This window comes from Pseudomonas putida (assembly GCF_050989985.1).
Taxonomy (GTDB): Bacteria; Pseudomonadota; Gammaproteobacteria; order Pseudomonadales; family Pseudomonadaceae; genus Aquipseudomonas; species Aquipseudomonas putida_AI.
The window spans coordinates 6,119,570-6,134,608 of sequence record NZ_CP158815.1 but is presented as its reverse complement, the minus strand read 5'-3'; the positions used below and the strand labels follow the sequence as shown (position 1 = coordinate 6,134,608).

15 protein-coding genes are annotated in these 15,039 nt (G+C 62.7%); 9 read left to right on the top strand and 6 right to left on the bottom strand.

Annotation, left to right across the window (positions count from 1 at the left end):
- Window positions 1–111 precede the first annotated feature (111 nt).
- Together ABTV29_RS28060 and ABTV29_RS28055 are read left to right on the top strand one after the other, a co-directional pair.
- Window positions 112–1,431, top strand: coding sequence for a type VI secretion system Vgr family protein (locus ABTV29_RS28060; RefSeq protein WP_433767785.1), 1,320 nt, complete (start codon window positions 112–114; stop codon window positions 1,429–1,431).
- On the top strand, window positions 1,428–2,222 hold the full coding sequence (locus ABTV29_RS28055; protein WP_433772050.1) for a DUF4123 domain-containing protein: 795 nt from the start codon (window positions 1,428–1,430) through the stop codon (window positions 2,220–2,222). Before ABTV29_RS28060 ends, ABTV29_RS28055 begins: the two co-directional genes overlap by 4 nt.
- A gap of 11 nt (window positions 2,223–2,233) precedes the next feature.
- Here ABTV29_RS28055 and ABTV29_RS28050 read toward each other — a convergent pair whose 3' ends face one another.
- On the bottom strand, window positions 2,234–3,580 hold the full coding sequence (locus tag ABTV29_RS28050; RefSeq protein ID WP_433767784.1) for an MATE family efflux transporter: 1,347 nt from the start codon (window positions 3,578–3,580) through the stop codon (window positions 2,234–2,236).
- 166 nt (window positions 3,581–3,746) lie between these two features.
- Window positions 3,747–4,040: a hypothetical protein gene (locus ABTV29_RS28045; protein ID WP_110966166.1), complete on the bottom strand. Its 294-nt coding sequence runs from the start codon at window positions 4,038–4,040 to the stop codon at window positions 3,747–3,749.
- Between the two features lie 268 nt (window positions 4,041–4,308).
- Between ABTV29_RS28045 and ABTV29_RS28040 the strand changes: the two genes are divergently transcribed.
- The 5 genes from ABTV29_RS28040 to ABTV29_RS28020 all read left to right on the top strand — a co-directional run bounded on the left by ABTV29_RS28040 (window position 4,309) and on the right by ABTV29_RS28020 (window position 8,801).
- Complete coding sequence (locus tag ABTV29_RS28040; protein ID WP_110966167.1) at window positions 4,309–4,611, top strand: MazG-like family protein; 303 nt, start codon at window positions 4,309–4,311, stop codon at window positions 4,609–4,611.
- A complete protein-coding gene (locus ABTV29_RS28035; protein ID WP_433767783.1) occupies window positions 4,611–5,360 on the top strand; it encodes a methyltransferase domain-containing protein in 750 nt (249 codons plus the stop codon). The genes ABTV29_RS28040 and ABTV29_RS28035 overlap by 1 nt, the downstream gene beginning before the upstream one ends.
- Before the next feature lie 12 nt (window positions 5,361–5,372).
- On the top strand, window positions 5,373–5,981 hold the full coding sequence (locus tag ABTV29_RS28030; RefSeq protein WP_433767782.1) for a DUF4136 domain-containing protein: 609 nt from the start codon (window positions 5,373–5,375) through the stop codon (window positions 5,979–5,981).
- Window positions 5,982–6,036: 55 nt separating this feature from the next.
- Window positions 6,037–6,597 carry a DUF4136 domain-containing protein gene (locus ABTV29_RS28025; protein WP_433767781.1) on the top strand — a complete coding sequence of 187 codons (561 nt, stop codon included), beginning with the start codon at window positions 6,037–6,039 and terminating at the stop codon, window positions 6,595–6,597.
- 212 nt (window positions 6,598–6,809) lie between these two features.
- The gene (locus ABTV29_RS28020; RefSeq protein WP_433767780.1) at window positions 6,810–8,801 is read left to right on the top strand and encodes a pilus assembly protein TadG-related protein; all 1,992 of its coding nucleotides are present in this window, start codon (window positions 6,810–6,812) and stop codon (window positions 8,799–8,801) included.
- Here the strand turns inward: ABTV29_RS28020 and ABTV29_RS28015 are convergent.
- Window positions 8,798–11,539 carry an ATP-binding protein gene (locus ABTV29_RS28015; protein WP_433767779.1) on the bottom strand — a complete coding sequence of 914 codons (2,742 nt, stop codon included), beginning with the start codon at window positions 11,537–11,539 and terminating at the stop codon, window positions 8,798–8,800. The genes ABTV29_RS28020 and ABTV29_RS28015 overlap by 4 nt on opposite strands.
- Window positions 11,536–11,976: a TadE/TadG family type IV pilus assembly protein gene (locus tag ABTV29_RS28010; protein WP_433767778.1), complete on the bottom strand. Its 441-nt coding sequence runs from the start codon at window positions 11,974–11,976 to the stop codon at window positions 11,536–11,538. The genes ABTV29_RS28015 and ABTV29_RS28010 overlap by 4 nt, the downstream gene beginning before the upstream one ends.
- 75 nt (window positions 11,977–12,051) lie before the next feature.
- Here ABTV29_RS28010 and ABTV29_RS28005 point away from each other — a divergent pair, with 75 nt between their 5' ends.
- On the top strand, window positions 12,052–12,528 hold the full coding sequence (locus ABTV29_RS28005; RefSeq protein WP_433767777.1) for a prepilin peptidase: 477 nt from the start codon (window positions 12,052–12,054) through the stop codon (window positions 12,526–12,528).
- 93 nt (window positions 12,529–12,621) lie between these two features.
- Window positions 12,622–13,404: a response regulator transcription factor gene (locus tag ABTV29_RS28000; RefSeq protein ID WP_433767776.1), complete on the top strand. Its 783-nt coding sequence runs from the start codon at window positions 12,622–12,624 to the stop codon at window positions 13,402–13,404.
- Window positions 13,405–14,031: 627 nt separating this feature from the next.
- Here ABTV29_RS28000 and ABTV29_RS27995 read toward each other — a convergent pair.
- Together ABTV29_RS27995 and ABTV29_RS27990 are read right to left on the bottom strand one after the other, a co-directional pair.
- The gene (locus tag ABTV29_RS27995; RefSeq protein ID WP_433767775.1) at window positions 14,032–14,307 is read right to left on the bottom strand and encodes a DUF3613 domain-containing protein; all 276 of its coding nucleotides are present in this window, start codon (window positions 14,305–14,307) and stop codon (window positions 14,032–14,034) included.
- Between the two features lie 11 nt (window positions 14,308–14,318).
- Window positions 14,319–15,032, bottom strand: a complete 714-nt coding sequence (locus ABTV29_RS27990; protein WP_433767774.1) for a hypothetical protein — start codon at window positions 15,030–15,032, stop codon at window positions 14,319–14,321.
- Window positions 15,033–15,039: the final 7 nt, after the last annotated feature.

The following is a 15,039-nucleotide window of genomic DNA, read 5'->3' as shown; positions in this document are numbered from 1 at the left end:
GCTATTCGTCCTCTTTTCTCGTAGGTCATTTCCCAAGTTGTATTTCGCCTCTCTACTCGGCCATGCCTCTCGGCGAGAATCCCCGGCCGCCCCTCCCGTAGAGAATCGCCCATGTTCGATCCAGCCAACGAACCGCCATTTCGTCTGGACGTAGCAGGCCTGTCCGACGCCTTCGAGGTCCTGGCCTTTACCGGTAGAGAAGCGATCAGCGAGCCCTTTGCATTTGAAGTGGATCTGTTGATCGACGACCCCGCGCTCGACCTCGCCAGCCTGCTTTACCGCTCGGCCAGCCTGCATTTCGGGCCGGCGGGAAACACTGTCCACGGACAACTGCACGAGCTGTTTCAGCGTGACCACGACTCGACCCTCAGGCTTTGCCATGTGCGCCTGGCACCGAAACTGGCGTGCCTGGCCCAGCGTTTCAGTCAGCGCATCTTCAGCGGCTGTTCGGTACCGCAAATCCTCGACAGGGTACTCAGGCAGCACGGCATTGCCGGCCACGAGCGGCGGTTCGAATTGGGCGGTGATTACCCCCCGCAGGACTTCTGCACGCAATACCGCGAATCCGATCTGCATTTTGTTCAGCGCCTATGTGCCCAGGAGCGGATTGACTTCCATTTTGAACATCGCGCCGCGGGGCACTGCGTGGTTTTCACCGATCGATGGGGGCCGTTTCGAGTGGCTGACATGACGCTATTTCGGCCCGAGGGTGAGCAGTCGGCGGTACGTCGTTTCGAAGTTCGACACTGTGCCGGCAATGAGCACCCGCAGGCGGACGGTCACACGGATCTGGCGACCTTGCGCAGCGGCCAGTCGCTGGCCTTGACCGGGCATCCGCTGGCCGCGTGGAACCGGCCGTGGCTGCTGACCCGTGTTGAACATCAGGGCGGCCAGGATCTGTTGGTCCCTTACTGCAATCAGGTGCGAGCGGTGCAGGGGGCAGCACCGTTTGCATCGCGCCCAAGCCCGGCGCGGCCGGCCATGCACAGCCTGCAACGGGCGTGGGTGGTAAGCGTTGACGAGCCTCAACCGGCCCCGTCGCGACCGGTCGCCGTGCAGTTCGACTGGCTGTATCAGGGCGAGGGCGCGACGCCGAGTCACTGCTGGTTGCCGCTGGCGCCGACACTGCAAACAGCAGGCGCCGCACTGTTGCGCGAAGGCACGGAAGTGGTGGTGAGCTTTATCGGCGGCGACCCGGACCAGCCGTTGATCACCGGGATTCTTCACCCGCCGGCGCCGCTTGAAGAGGTGGATACGCAGCCGCCGCCGACGGAACAATGCCCACCCGAAGCGGTGCAGGACTGGCTGCATTCGGGGGAGCCGTTGCTGATGTTGTGCCTGCTGCCGGGCGGGGGCAGCCTCAAACACTGCAAGCAGGCGATCTGCACCTGCCGTGTGGCGATGCGCCTTGCCCAGAGCGGTGCAGCCTGATGGCGGTGTACGCGGCCGATGTGCCGCCACGCTGGTTGCTGCTGGATGTGCCGGGCGCAGCGCAAGCGGGTGCAACGTTGAAACAAGGGGTCGACCCGGCCCATTGGTACCGGTTGTTCGAAGACACCGAATGGCATGCCCTGCGTGAACAGGGGCCGGTGCTGGTCAACCTGCTTACCTGTCCGATGCTGGCCGACGCCTGCCAGCGGGATGCGCAGCACTGGCGTGGCCTGCTGCTGATCAGCGAAGCGTCGCCGTCGGTGTTGCTGGCGCACTTGCGACGCATGCTCACCGTCAGTTTCGATCTGCATCATCGGACCTTGCTCAGTTACTACAGCCCACAGACCGCCAGTTACTTTTTCGATGCCTGCGATGCCGTGCAACTGAGCCGCTGGATGGGGCCGATCAAGCAGATGCGCTGGTTTGGCGGTACCTGGGCCGACCTGGCGGCGGGTTATCAGGGCTGGCAGATGTTGCTCAATCCGGGGCTGGCGGTCAGTCCCCTGGCCGTCGAAGAAGCCCTCAGCCCCCGGCAGCGGGAAAAACTGCAAACCTGTCTGCTGGAGCACTATGCCTGGCAGTGGAGTCGATCCACCGGGACCGAGTACGCCCGATTGTGGGCCCATTTGCAGGAGGGCCTGGCGCTGGGTTTCAGCGAACGCCCGGTGCTCGATGGTTGGTTGTGGCTGCGACTGCAACACCCCGACATGGAGCCTGCGCGACCGTCGGGGCGCACCCAGCAGGAACGGCTCGACAGTTTGCGCAATCGCTGGCGCAGCGATCAGCCTTGAGCGCTGGCGACTCAGTGCACGCCCGTGAACCAGCCGTCATTGCGACGCAGGCGCCAGGCAATGATGCCGAGGGTCAGGCTGCGCAGCACCATGAACAGCAGGAATGTTATCCACAGGCCATGGTTGCCCAAACCTTGCAGCGCCCAGGCGAATGGCACCAGCAGCGCCACCGTCAGCAGCATGCCGTTGCGCATTTCCCGGGCGCGGGTGGCGCCGATGAACAACCCGTCCAGCAGGTAGCTCCAGACCGCAATCAGCGGCAGCGCGGCGAGGTAGGGCAGGTAGATGAACGCGGTATCGCGCACGCTGGCAATGTCGGTCTGCATCGCGATGAACAGGTGCCCGGCAAGCAGGAAAAACACGGCAAATCCCAGGCTCGCCAGTAACGACCAGCCGCAAGCCACCACCAGGGAGCGGCGCAGGGCATCACGGTCGCGAGCGCCAATGGCATGCCCGCACAGCGCTTCCACGGCGTGGGCCAGGCCATCGAGTGCATGGGCGGTAAGCAGCAGGCCATTGAGCAGCAGGGCGTTGGCGGCGACGGTGGCATCACCCAGTCGCGCGCCCTGTACGGTGATCAGGAAAAACACCGATTGCAGGGCCAGGCTGCGCAGGAAAATATCGCGATTGACCGCCAGCAACGGCCGCCAGCTTTGCCACTGGCGTAACGCCGCCCAGGCGATGTGGCCCGGGTAGGCGCGCAGGGCCTGGCGAGTCATCAGCAGGCCGATCAGGGCGCCGGTCCATTCGGCAATCACCGAGGCCCGCGCCGCACCCACCACGCCCCATTCCAGGCCGAGGACAAACCACAGGTTCAGCGCGATGTTGACCAGGTTGGTCGTGAGCAGGATCACCAGCGGCGCGCGGGCGTTTTGCGTACCGAGAAACCAGCCGACCAGCGCATAACTGGCCAGCGCCGCGGGCAGGCCGAACAACCGCGTATGGAAGAACTCGCGAGTCATCTGGTCCAGTTCCGCCGAGGGCTGCATGAAGTGCAGCGCCACACCGCTCAACGGCACGCCCAATGCGCCCAGCACAATCGCCAGCCCCATGGCCAGCAGCAGCCCTTGCAGCAGAATCTGTCGCAACGCCGCGCCATCCCCGCGCCCGGCGGCCTGGGCGGCAAAACCGGTGGAGCCCATGCGCAAGAAGCCCATCGCCCAGGCCAGAAAGGTATAGAGGCTGGCCCCGACCGCGACGGCGCCGAGCTGATGGGCATGGGGCAGGTGGCCGATGACGGTGCTGTCGACCAGCGCCACCAGCGGCACGGAAATGTTGGAAAGAATCATCGGCGCCGCCAGCGCCCAGACCCGACGGTGGGTAGGGCGGTCGCGCCAGTCGGCAATCAGGTTGGACATGCGGGCTCCTTGGGGAGCGGGCATTGTAGCGGTGACACAGTCTTCCAAACACCACAAAAACCTGTGGGAGCGGGCTTGCTCGCGAATGCGGAGTGTCAGGCGACATCAACTTCGACTGATATACCGCATTCGCGAGCAAGCCCGCTCCCACAAGGGTGTTGTGGTGTCAGTGCATGATCCAGCTCAGCAGCCACAACCCCAGCATCAACCAGATGAGCCCCATGATGATCGACGCATTCATGAACGCGCGGATGGCCGACCACAGCAACACCAGGCCGAGGATCAGGACAGCGATGCTGATGATCGAGGTGTCCATGCCCAGTGCACGGGACAGGCCGTCGACAAAGTTGCTGCTGGCACGACTCACCATCTGGAACAGGCCGCTGAGGGCGTCAACGATGAACCGGATGACTGTGCCAAGCGCCTGACCGAGCCATTCGAAAAAACCTTCTACCTGCATGGAATGAGCGTCCTGAGAAATGTGAGTGTTGGGCCATTATGGGCGCTGCCGAGTTCCCCACAGCATAGAAGGTTGCGCAGAACCTGTAGGAGCGAGCCTGCTCGCGAAAGCAGTGGATCAGATAAATATGTGTTGAATGTTCTGCCGCCATCGCGAGCAGGCTCGCTCCCACAAAAACACCCCACAAAAAACAATGCCGTCCGCCCAATCTTTGTCACTTGCCATCCCCCGCCATCCCCCCGAAGCTATACGTCTTCAGGAGAGCCCGATGAACCTTGTTGAACTGACCGAACGCCTGCACGCCATCCGTGACCGCAATGACTGGCGGCAATTTCACAGCCCGAAAAACCTGGCCATGGCCGCGAGTGTCGAAATGGCCGAGCTGGTGGAGATTTTCCAGTGGCTGACCGAAGACCAGTCCAAGCAATTGCCTGCCGAAAAACTGGCCCATGCCGGGCAGGAAATCGGCGATATCGTGCTCTATCTATTGTTGCTGTGCAGCGAGTTGGGCCTGGACATGAATGAAGTGGTGCGCAGCAAACTGGCCGACAGTGAACGGAGGTTCAGCTGATGAGCGACCGTCATTTCGATCAACTGGCGACGCGCTTCGCGGAAAAAATCTACGGCGGCGCCAAAGGCGCGATCCGTCTGGCGGTGCTGCAGGCCGACCTGGCCGAAACCCTGCCGGATCGCCCGCTGCGGGTGCTGGATATCGGCGCGGGCCTTGGCCATATGTCGCTGTGGCTGGCCGAACGCGGGCATCAGGTGACACTGGCCGAGCCGGCCGAACCCATGCTCGAAGGCGCACGCCAGCGTTTCGCCGAAGCAGGGCAAAGCGCAACCTTCATACAGGCACCCTGGCAGGAGCTGCTCGGCCAGCTCAGCGAACCCTACGACCTGGTGCTGTGCCACGCCGTGCTGGAATGGCTGGCCGAACCCCACGCGATCCTGCCGGTCCTGCATCAACTGACCAAGCCCGGCGGCTGGCTGTCCCTGGCGTTCTACAACCGTGATGCGCTGATTTATCGCAACTTGCTCAAGGGCCACTTCCGCAAGCTGCGCAAGAACGACATGGCGGGGGAAAAGCAGAGCCTGACCCCGCAGCAACCGCTTGATCCACGGGAGTTGGCGGCGCAACTTGAGGGCCTGTGGCAGGTCGAAATACAGAGTGGCGTGCGGGTTTTTCACGATTACATGCCCGTGGAATTCCAGGCCCGAGCCGAGTTGCTGGACTTGCTCGAAATGGAACTGGCGCACCGCCGCCACCCAAGCTTTGCCGGGCTTGGGCGTTACTTGCACTGGATCTGTCGGCCGGTCTGATCGGAGTTTGAAATGAAGAGTCGTTCAGGGTTGCTGCTGATCTGCCTGGGACTGGCGGCCTGTGAGGGCACCAACCCGTACGTGGCGTCCTCCAACCCGATTCCCCCGGCACCGCCGCAGGCTGCCACCACCTTCGACCGCAGCGCTTACCCGGCTGCGCCACGGGACTATGGACGCTATCGCAGCTGGGCGTGGCTCGATGGACACCTGCCGCCGGGCACCAGCTGGGCGGACTCGGAACAGGTCGCCGAAGCGGTCAGCAGTGCCCTCGACCAGCGGGGTTTGCGCCCGCTGCATGACAACCGTCCGGCCGATCTGTTTGTCAGCGCCGACCTGCGCGTGGAAACCCGCCTGCGCCAGGTTCAGGACGACTATGGTGCCTACGGCTATGGCGGCTACAACGGCTATGGTCCTGGCTACGGCATGTACGGCTCGGTGCCGATCGTGCGCACCTATTCGGAACAGGTCGTGGTGGTGCACGTGAACCTGTTCGACGCCAAAAGCGGTCAGCCGGTGTGGAGTTCCAGTGCAGAGACCGGTCATCGCGGCACCCAGAGCCAGCAAGTGGATGCCATTCGGGAGGCTGTGGAAAAGGCGATGTCGGCGTATCCTCCCAGTTAGCTTCTTGTAAATTAGAAGCATTTCGCTGGTTCATGTCTTCATCCGGAGAATCATCATGTTCCGCCGTTTCGCTTTACTGGTCGTGGCTGCGCTGCTCAGTGCCTGCGCCGCCAACCAGATCAATCACGACTACGATGCCAGCCGCGACTTCGCCGCTTATCGCAGTTGGAGCTGGAAAGAACCCGCCCTGCAATACCGCCCCGACGACCCCCGGATCAAGAGCGACCTGACCGAGCAGCGCATTCGCCAGTCGGTCACCGAACAACTGGACCAGCGTGGGCTGCGCCCGGCCGCTGCGGGCGCCAAGGGCGACTTGAGCGTGCAGACCTATCTGATCGTCGAGGAACGCCAGCAGCAGGTGACCACCAACTACGGCGGCGGTTGGGGCAACCCCTGGTACGGCTATTGGGGGGCGCCGATGTACAACGAAACGCGCCTGGTGTCCTACAAGGTGGCGACCATCCAGATCGACATGCTCGACGGCAAAGACGGCAAACTGGTGTGGCGCGGCAGTGACGAGCAGATCCTCAGCCGCTCGCCGAACCCCAATGATCGCAGCACCGCGATACACGATACGGTCACCCACATCCTGGCCAACTATCCCCCTCACAGATAGCTCGCCCATCCCCCTGTAGGAGCGAGCCTGCTCGCGATGGACGTCAACGATAACGCGCCCTGTCTGAAAGAACGCGTTGTCCATGCGCCCATCGCGAGCAGGTTTTTTGTCGCCTGCGCTGGCGAGTTGCCAGCAGTCCCTCCCACCCTTGACTACACTGCTTCACACCAATGGAAGCAGTGCTCGGCAGTGAGCCGGACAAGGAGTGCACGATGTCGCCCCGCACGCAGTTTCGCGGCCCGGTCCGGCAACGGGGAGCGATCGGACTGATGGCGGCCGGAACCCTGGCGCTGGCCCTGGGGTTCACGCTGCTGGCGGTCGACTCCGGCAGGCTTTACCTGGAAAAGCGCAGTTTGCAGCGCATCGCCGATGTGGCCGCGCTGGAGGCCGTCAGCCGCAATGGCGACTGCCAGTCACCGAGTCTCACTGCCGCGGGCTATGCCCTCGAAAGTGCCACCCGCAACGGCTACAAGGCCGCCGATGGCATGACCCTGAACACCACCTGCGGCTCGTTGCAGACCGGGGCCAACAACCTGCGGGCCTTTGTGGTTGATGCCAGCAAGACCGAGGCGATTCGGGTGGTGGTGACCCATACCGTCACCACCAGCATTGCCGCGGGCGTCCAGGCGTTGTTGAGCCCGGGGCCGGCCAGCCTGACCACGCAACTCTCGGCCACCGCCGTCAGCGCGCCAGCGGTCCTGCCGCCCCTGGCCAGCCTGACCATCGGCAGCACGGCGCTGGTGGTCGATGCCAGCAAATCCGCCACCCTCAATCTGTTGCTGGGGCAGATGCTCGGCGGCAGCCTCAACTTGAGCATCGCGAGCTGGCAGGGGCTGGTGGATTCGCAGATCAATCTGCTGGGCTACCTCAACCAACTGGCCGTCGACGTACATGTCACCGCCGGCAACTACAGCGAATTGTTGAGCAAGAACATCGCGCTGACCCAATTGCTGGATACGGCGATCACCGTGCTGCAAGCCGGCGGCCCGACCGCCAGCGTGGCGGTCAATGGCCTGACCGGTCTCAAGGCGGCGGCCGGCAGCACCTCGATTACCCTGGGTCAGTTGCTGCAATTGCAGAGCGGCACGGCTTCATCGGGGCTCAATACCAATCTGCAGGTGTTCCAGCTGATCGAAGCCTTCGTGCAACTGGCCAACAGCAAGAACGCCGCCATCGCCAATATTCCCCTGAACATCCCGGGCCTGGCCAATGGCGTGGTCAAGGTCAAAGTCATCGAGCCGCCGCAATTGTCGGCCATCGGCAACCCGGCATTGATCAACGGGCAGCTCAATGACCCGAACCGGATCTTCGTGCGCACCGCTCAAGTGCGCACGGTCCTGTCGCTCAACCTGCCGGTGCTGGCCACGATCAGCGGCCTTTCCAACGCCATCACCAGCAACACGCTGGTGGGCGGGCTTACCGATACCTTGAACAATGTGTTGCACCTGAACATTGCCGGTGCGCTGAACTCGATCTTTTGTACGCTGGGCGGGACCTGCCAGCGCACCGACCTGAAAATTCTTCCCACTTCTTCGATCGATGTGGTGCTGGAAGTGGCCAGTGCCGACAGCCATGTCACGGCCTACAACTGCGCCAGCGCCGCCACCAAAACCCTGACCACCCAGACCAACACATCTCTGGTCAAACTGAAGGTCGGCAAGATCGATACCGTCAACGCGTTTTCGTCTTCGGCCGATGTCACCGTGCAGCCGTTGGCGCTGATCGATGTCGGCGTGATCACCTGCACCATTCCGCTGCTGGGGCTCGGCTCACCCACCTGCGATCCCGCCACCCGCAAACCGTTCTACGGCGGAGGGCTGGGGGTGAAAATCGACACCTCGATCGCCAGCACGCAAAGCAGCCACGTCTACAGCCAGCCACCGGAAATCAAGAAGCCGCCGATGTACTACAGCCTCCCCACGCAGGGCATCGTCAACAGCCTGAAAACCACCTTGAGTGGCGTTCAAGTGCAAGCCTACAAACCCACCGGGTCGAGCTTGCTGGGGGATTTGCTGGTCACCACCAGCGGGACGCTCAATGACGTCAACGCCACGTTGGGCAGCACCATTGCGCTGTTATTGGCGCCCGTGGTCGACCCCCTTCTCGACGGCTTGCTGGCCAACCTCGGCATCACCCTGGACAAGGTCGATGTCGGCGCCAACCTGAGTTGTAAGCCGCCGGGCCGCCCGACACTGGCGATCTAATCGGCCGGCACAATCGGCAGTTCGATGCAGAACTGCGCGCCTTCGGTCGAGTTGCGCACACTGAGCTTGCCGCCCATGTTCTCGACGATGCCGTAACTCACCGACAGCCCCAGGCCGGTGCCGACGCCCACCGGCTTGGTGGTGAAAAACGGCTCGAAAATCCGTTCCAGCAGGCGCGGGTCGATGCCACCGCCGTTGTCCTCGACCCACAACCGCACCGACTGCTGGTCCCGTTCGGCATGCACTGAAATCCACGGTTCGAAATCCGGATCTTTCTGGCACTTGCCGAGCAGCGCATCCCGGGCGTTGACCATCAGGTTGATCAGTACCTGTTCCAGCTGATCGACGTACCCCAGCACTTGCACCTCGAATCCGGGCTCGCTGACCCGCAACTCAACGCCTTTGCCGCGCATGCCATCGGCCAGCAACGACAGCGTGCCTTCGATGGCCTGGGCCGGATTGAACGGGTGCTGTTCGATTTCCGAGCGCCGGCCGAATACCCGCATGTGATCCACCACCCGCGCCGCGCGCTGCACCTGGGCGTCGATGCGCTTGAGTTTGTCGGTCAGGTAGTCGATCTGCGCATCACCTCTTTCCAGGCGCTTGAGCACATTGACGATGGCCATGCGCATCACGTTCAGCGGCTGGTTGATTTCGTGGGCGAGACCCGTGGCCATTTCGCCGAGGGTGGCCATCTTGGCGCTTTGCGTGAGCTGCATCTGGGAGCGGCGCAGTTCGGTGTTGTCGCGGCCCACGGCCTGAATTTCCAGCAAACGGCCTTGCTGATCGAACACCCCGCGGTCCGACCAGACCCACCAGGCGTGTTCGCGGCCGGGCAGTTGCAGGTTGATCTCGGCGGTGCTGACCGGGCATTGCGGGCTCAACTGGCCCACGCGACGGTTGAATTCGTCGCGCTGTTCCGCGGACATCCAGCTGCCCAGGTTGATCCCCGGCAGTTGGTCCGGCGAGCACTCCAGATAAGTCGCCAGCGGCTGGTTGCCGAACGTCAGCGTCAGGTCCGGGCGGTAGCGGCAAATCATCGCCGGCGAGTCTTCCACCAGGATCCGGTAGCGCTCTTCGCTCTGTTTGACCCGCTCGGCGGCCAGGGTCGCTTCGGTGACATCCAGCCACAGCCCCACGGCCTCGACCGGCAGGCCCAGGTCATCGCGCAGCAACTTGGCTTCATCGAGCAGCCAGTGGTAATCGCCACGACTGTCCCGCAGACGATAAAGGGCGCTGGCCGAACCCTCGCGCAGCAGCTGGCGGGTGCGCTCGAAATAGCGATCGCGGTCATCGGGGTGCAGGCGTTCGATCAACGCCGCGCCGGCGCAGTCATCGAGTGTCCAGCCGAGCAGCGGCGTGAGGCTGTCGCTGAAAAACGTCGGCTGCAACGCGCCTTCGACATAGCGTTGTACGTAAATCACGGCGGGGGAGCGGGCGATCAGATTGTCCAGTCGCGCATGGGCGGCTGCCGCCTGTTGTTCCTGATTCTTGATGTCGCTGATGTCGAGCATGAAGCCGACGAGACGCCGGTTTTTACCAATACCCAAAGCCTGGCCTTGCAAGCGATACCAGTCTGGCGGTGCACCGGTGTCGGGGTGATACAGGCGCACGCACAGCAGCAGCGCAGTGCCTTCGTCCTGCAAGGCTTGCAGGCGGCTGCGCAATTCTTCGCGGTCGGCGGGGTGCACCTGTTCGAGCCAATCGGACAAGGGCAAACGGGCGCTGCCAAGGTTCAGGGCCGTTGCCAGTGACGGCGCCAATTGCACCTGGGCACTGTCGCTGAACACTTCCCACCAGCCCGTGCCGAGCAGGGTTTGCAGCGATTCAAGGCGCTCCAGTTGCAGCTGGTGCCGGTGTTCGCGCAAGCGCTCCAGCACGGGGCTGGCAAGCGCGGCGGCGAATTGCAGCCAGTCCCGCTCGCTGATGTCCGGGGCCCGTTGCTGCACGTTGAAACTTGCGAAGAGCAACCAGGCCACCACGCCTTGCGCGTCGTGATAGGGCACGACAAGAGCCTCGGTATTGCCGAAGGTGTCTTGCAGGCGCGGGTGTTGCAACAGGTTCAGTTGCTGGGGCGCCGAGCCGCTGAGGCTGTCGAGGCCGGTGCCCAGGCGCTGGCCGTTTTGCCACAGTTGGGGCGCATCGGGTCCGGCATATTGTTGGTGAATCTGCCAACCCTGGCCCTCTTCATCGAGCAACGCCAAGGCAATGCACGGGATCTGAAAGCGCTGGGCCAGGCATTGCATTTGCTCGCTCAGCACATCGGGCAAGCGCGAGAGGCTGCACAGGCGCAATTGCTCGCCGATCTGCACCGTCAGCATCTGGCATTGCTCGCGCAGGCGCGACTGCCGGCGTTCGAGCAACAGGTCGCCGATATCCAGCAACTGCAACAGCCAGGCATCGTTCAGGGGCTGGACCCAGCCACGCAAATGCAGGGGCTGGCCACTGAGGCTGTAGAAATCCAGATCGAGCAGTTGCCCTTGCCAGTCCGCGGGTGATCCTTCAAGCGCAAGGCTGTTGTGGGGCAAGAGAAAGTCGAGCAGGTGCGGTTCCTGGGCGCCGGGTATCTGCTGCGCCAGTTGATGCCGCAACGGGCCGGTCAGGCGCAGCACCCGGCCTTGCGCGTCGAGATGCATCTGCAAACCGACACTGCGTACGCTCGGCGGCTCCAGGGCGTGCTGCGGCGGTGACGGGTGGCGGTTGAGCAAACGCCCGAAGAGTTTGTCGCCGGCACTCAAAGTTGCAGGCTCGAACTGGCGTTGAGCGTGGCCGGCAAATTCGGCACCGGGCCGATGCCCGGCAGGTTCAGGAACGGAATGACCGCACTCAATTTATTGGTGGGGTAGCTGATGCTGACCTTCAGCAAGCCGGCGACAAAGGTGGTGGTCACATCGGTGTCGACATCGAAGTTGAGCCCGGCGGGAATCCACGCCAGCTGCCGTTTCAACTCGTCCTTGACCACGGTTTTCAGCGCGGTGTCGTATCCGGGGGTGGCCGGGTCCAGGGCGACACTGCGACGCACGGCTTCGGCGGTGGATTGATTGAACGATTGCATCAGCAGCAGCGGCAGGCTGTAGGTGACGATCGCGTAGAAAACGCCGAAAAAGATGACGAACACCAAGGCAAATTCAATCGCGGCGGCGCCTTTTTGCTTGCGGGGGAGGTTGGTTTTCATGAGTGCGTCTACCCTGACTGTCACTACGTAATATCAGCATAGAATCATTCAGCCAAAAGGGACGTTTTTTACCGGATGCAGAGCATTGTCGTGTTGATCTGGCTGACGCTGTGTGCCGCGCAGGACGCGCGGCAGCGCCACATCGCCAATGGCCTGACCCTGGGTGTCGGGGCGCTGGCCCTGGCCTGGCTGTTGTGGAGCGGCACCACCTGGCTGGGCGCGACGGCCGCGCAGGGTGGTTGGGCGGCTTTGCTGGCGCTGGCCTTCACCTTGCCCGGCTATGCCCTTCGTCGGCTGGGCGCCGGGGATGTGAAACTGTTGACCGCCCTGGGCCTGGCGACCGACGGTCGGTATGTATTGGGCGTGTTTATCGGTGCCGGCGTGGCCAGTGTGCTGTGGCTGCTGCTGGCGCCAAGAGTCTGGCTGCATGCAGGTCAATGGCTTAGCGAGCATCTGCGCTATTTGCAGCCTGGAACGTCAAATAAACAACCCTTCGCACCCTTTCTGCTGGTGGGTTTTTTGCTGACCCTGTCTTGGATCCATTATTTGTAGAGCGTCCGGAGTGGGTCTACTTTCAACAATAGTTGTACAACCTGGGCTTTGGGTAGAGGAACGGTCAGGGTCTGACCAGGCAGGGAGTCGCACGTGAACAAGCTTACCTCCGCTGTAAAAATCATGGTGGTCGACGATGAGTCATCGATCGTCGAATCCATTTGCGAGTTTCTCGAGGACAGCGGTTATCGTGCTGTGCCTTGTGATTCCAGCCAAAAAGCCATTGCACTGTTCAACGAAGATCCGGCCATTGGCCTGGTGCTTTGCGATTTGCACATGCCCAGGATGGATGGCATTCAACTGGTTCAGGAACTGCAACGGCTGAGCGGCAAACACCGTGCGTTCGAGGCGATCATGCTGACCGGGCGCGCGGACAAGCAGGATGTGATCAAGGCCCTGCGCGCAGGCTTCGCCGATTACTTCCAGAAACCCGTCGAGCCCAAAGAATTGCTTGAAGGCTTGCAGCGCCAGGAGGCGGCTTTGCTGGAGCGCAACAAGGCGATGCAGTTGGGGCATCTGAATCAGAAGCTGCAGTACCTGTCCGAGTCGATCGATGATCTTTACCAGGACCTGGACAAGGTCCGGCGGGCGCCCTATGCGTCGGAGGCGGGCGAGGGTGACGTCAGTGAAGCCGATCGGGTCGAGATCCCGACCATTTTCAATCAGCTCTCGCCACGGCAGCTGGAAGTGGCGCGGCTGGTGGGCAAGGGGCAGACCAATTACCAGATTGCCTGTGAGTTGGGGATTACCGAGAACACGGTGAAGTTGTATGTGTCGCAGGTGTTGCGGTTGACCCATATGCATAACCGCACGCAGTTGGCGCTGGCGTTGTCGCCGAGTAATTCGGGGTTGCGGCAGCGGGTTACGGCGCACTGACCCGGGTTTCTTTTTGTAGTTGGACTTCTGTGGGAGCGAGCCTGCTCGCGATGGCGGCCTGGCAGCCGACCTGACTCTTGCTGACTGAGTACATATCCATTTCTTCGGTAACGGCCACTCATGGTTTCGACCTGACGGTCGACTCCCTTTGGCAAACGCCCCAAAGGAAGCAAAGGTCTCGCCCCGGCGTCCGGCCCCTCGCTGAGGCTCGGCGTTCCTTCGCTGCGGCATTCATCCGGGGGCATCGCCTCCGGTTTGCTTCGCTGCACCTCCTCTCGATGTGTGCGGCTTCGCCGCACGGCGCTACGCGCCTGCCCCCGGATGAACGCCTCCACTCAGCCTCCCGAAGGGCGGGTGGATCAAGATCAAAAGCCGCCGAGGCGAGCTAACGCTCGACCTGATGGTTTGCGCTGTCCCCTGTAGGAGCTGCCGCAGGCTGCGATCTTTTGATCTTGCTTCTAAAAATCAAAAGATCGCAGCCTCGTTTCACTCGACAGCTCCTACACCGTTTTGTGTCGATCACGACATTTGGCAACACCACCGTCCACTGTGGGAGCTGGCTTGCCAGCGATGGCGGACTGTCAGGCGAAGATGGTCATTGGCTGGATAATCTTGATCTGCCTCTCTCTATTGCCCCGACCCACTGTCTACTTTGCCCCCCTCATACTGATCAAAGAACTGCGGGATCTCATGTTCGTAGCTCTTCAACCAGCGCTGCATCGCCAGTTCGCGTTCGGTGGCGGTGGCGGTTTGCAGTTTGGGGGAGGCGGCGGTGTTGCTGCGTTGCAGTTGCAGCCAGCCTTCGGTTTCCTGCTGTTGCGGCGAGGAGGGGCCGGGGTCGATGGCGTGGCTGGTGAGGGGCAGGGCCAGCAGGGTGATGCAGTAGAGGGTGGAGGTTTTCATCGGTGTGCTCCCTACTGAAGGGCCGGGTTGGTCACGGCGGCGACTTGTGCGGTGGCGGTCGGGGCGGTTCGGGCCGGGGACTTGAGTTTTTCCGCGCGGGCCTGGGCTTCGGTGACATCGGTCGGGCTCAGGCCGAGGCGGCTGACCAGTTCGGCGGCGCGGCTCCAGTCGTCCTGATAGATCAGCAGCGTCACCAGGTTCAGCGCGGCCAGTGAGTCGCTCTGCTTGAGTTCCATGGCGGTGAGGAATTCGAAGCGGGCGTCTTCTAGGCGCAGTTGATTGAGGTACACGACGCCCAGGTCGTTACGGATTTTTTCGTCGGTGGGCGCCAAGCGCGCGGCCCGTTGCAAGTGGGCCTGAGCCTGGCCGTTGTCACCGCGAGCGGCGGCGAGCTGGCCCAGGCCGTGTTCGGCTTCGGCGGCCATGCAGCCGCCGAGCAGGCCGCGGTACAGGGGTTCGGCTTCGCTGCGGCCCAGCAGGCGATAGACCTTGGCCTTGCGCAGGCGCACGTCGGCCATGTTGTCCGGCAGGTTTTCCAGGTTGGCCAGGCTGGCGTGCAGTTTGCCGTCCCGGGCCATGTCGTCGGCGAGGTTCAGCACCAGTTGTTGGTCGGAGCTCAATTTGCCGCAACTGGCCGAATCGGTCAGGGCGCTCCAGGGGGGCTGGCCGTTGCTTGCGCAGCCGCCCAGCATCAACAGACTCAAACCGGCTATCAGTGCTTTCATCTAATTC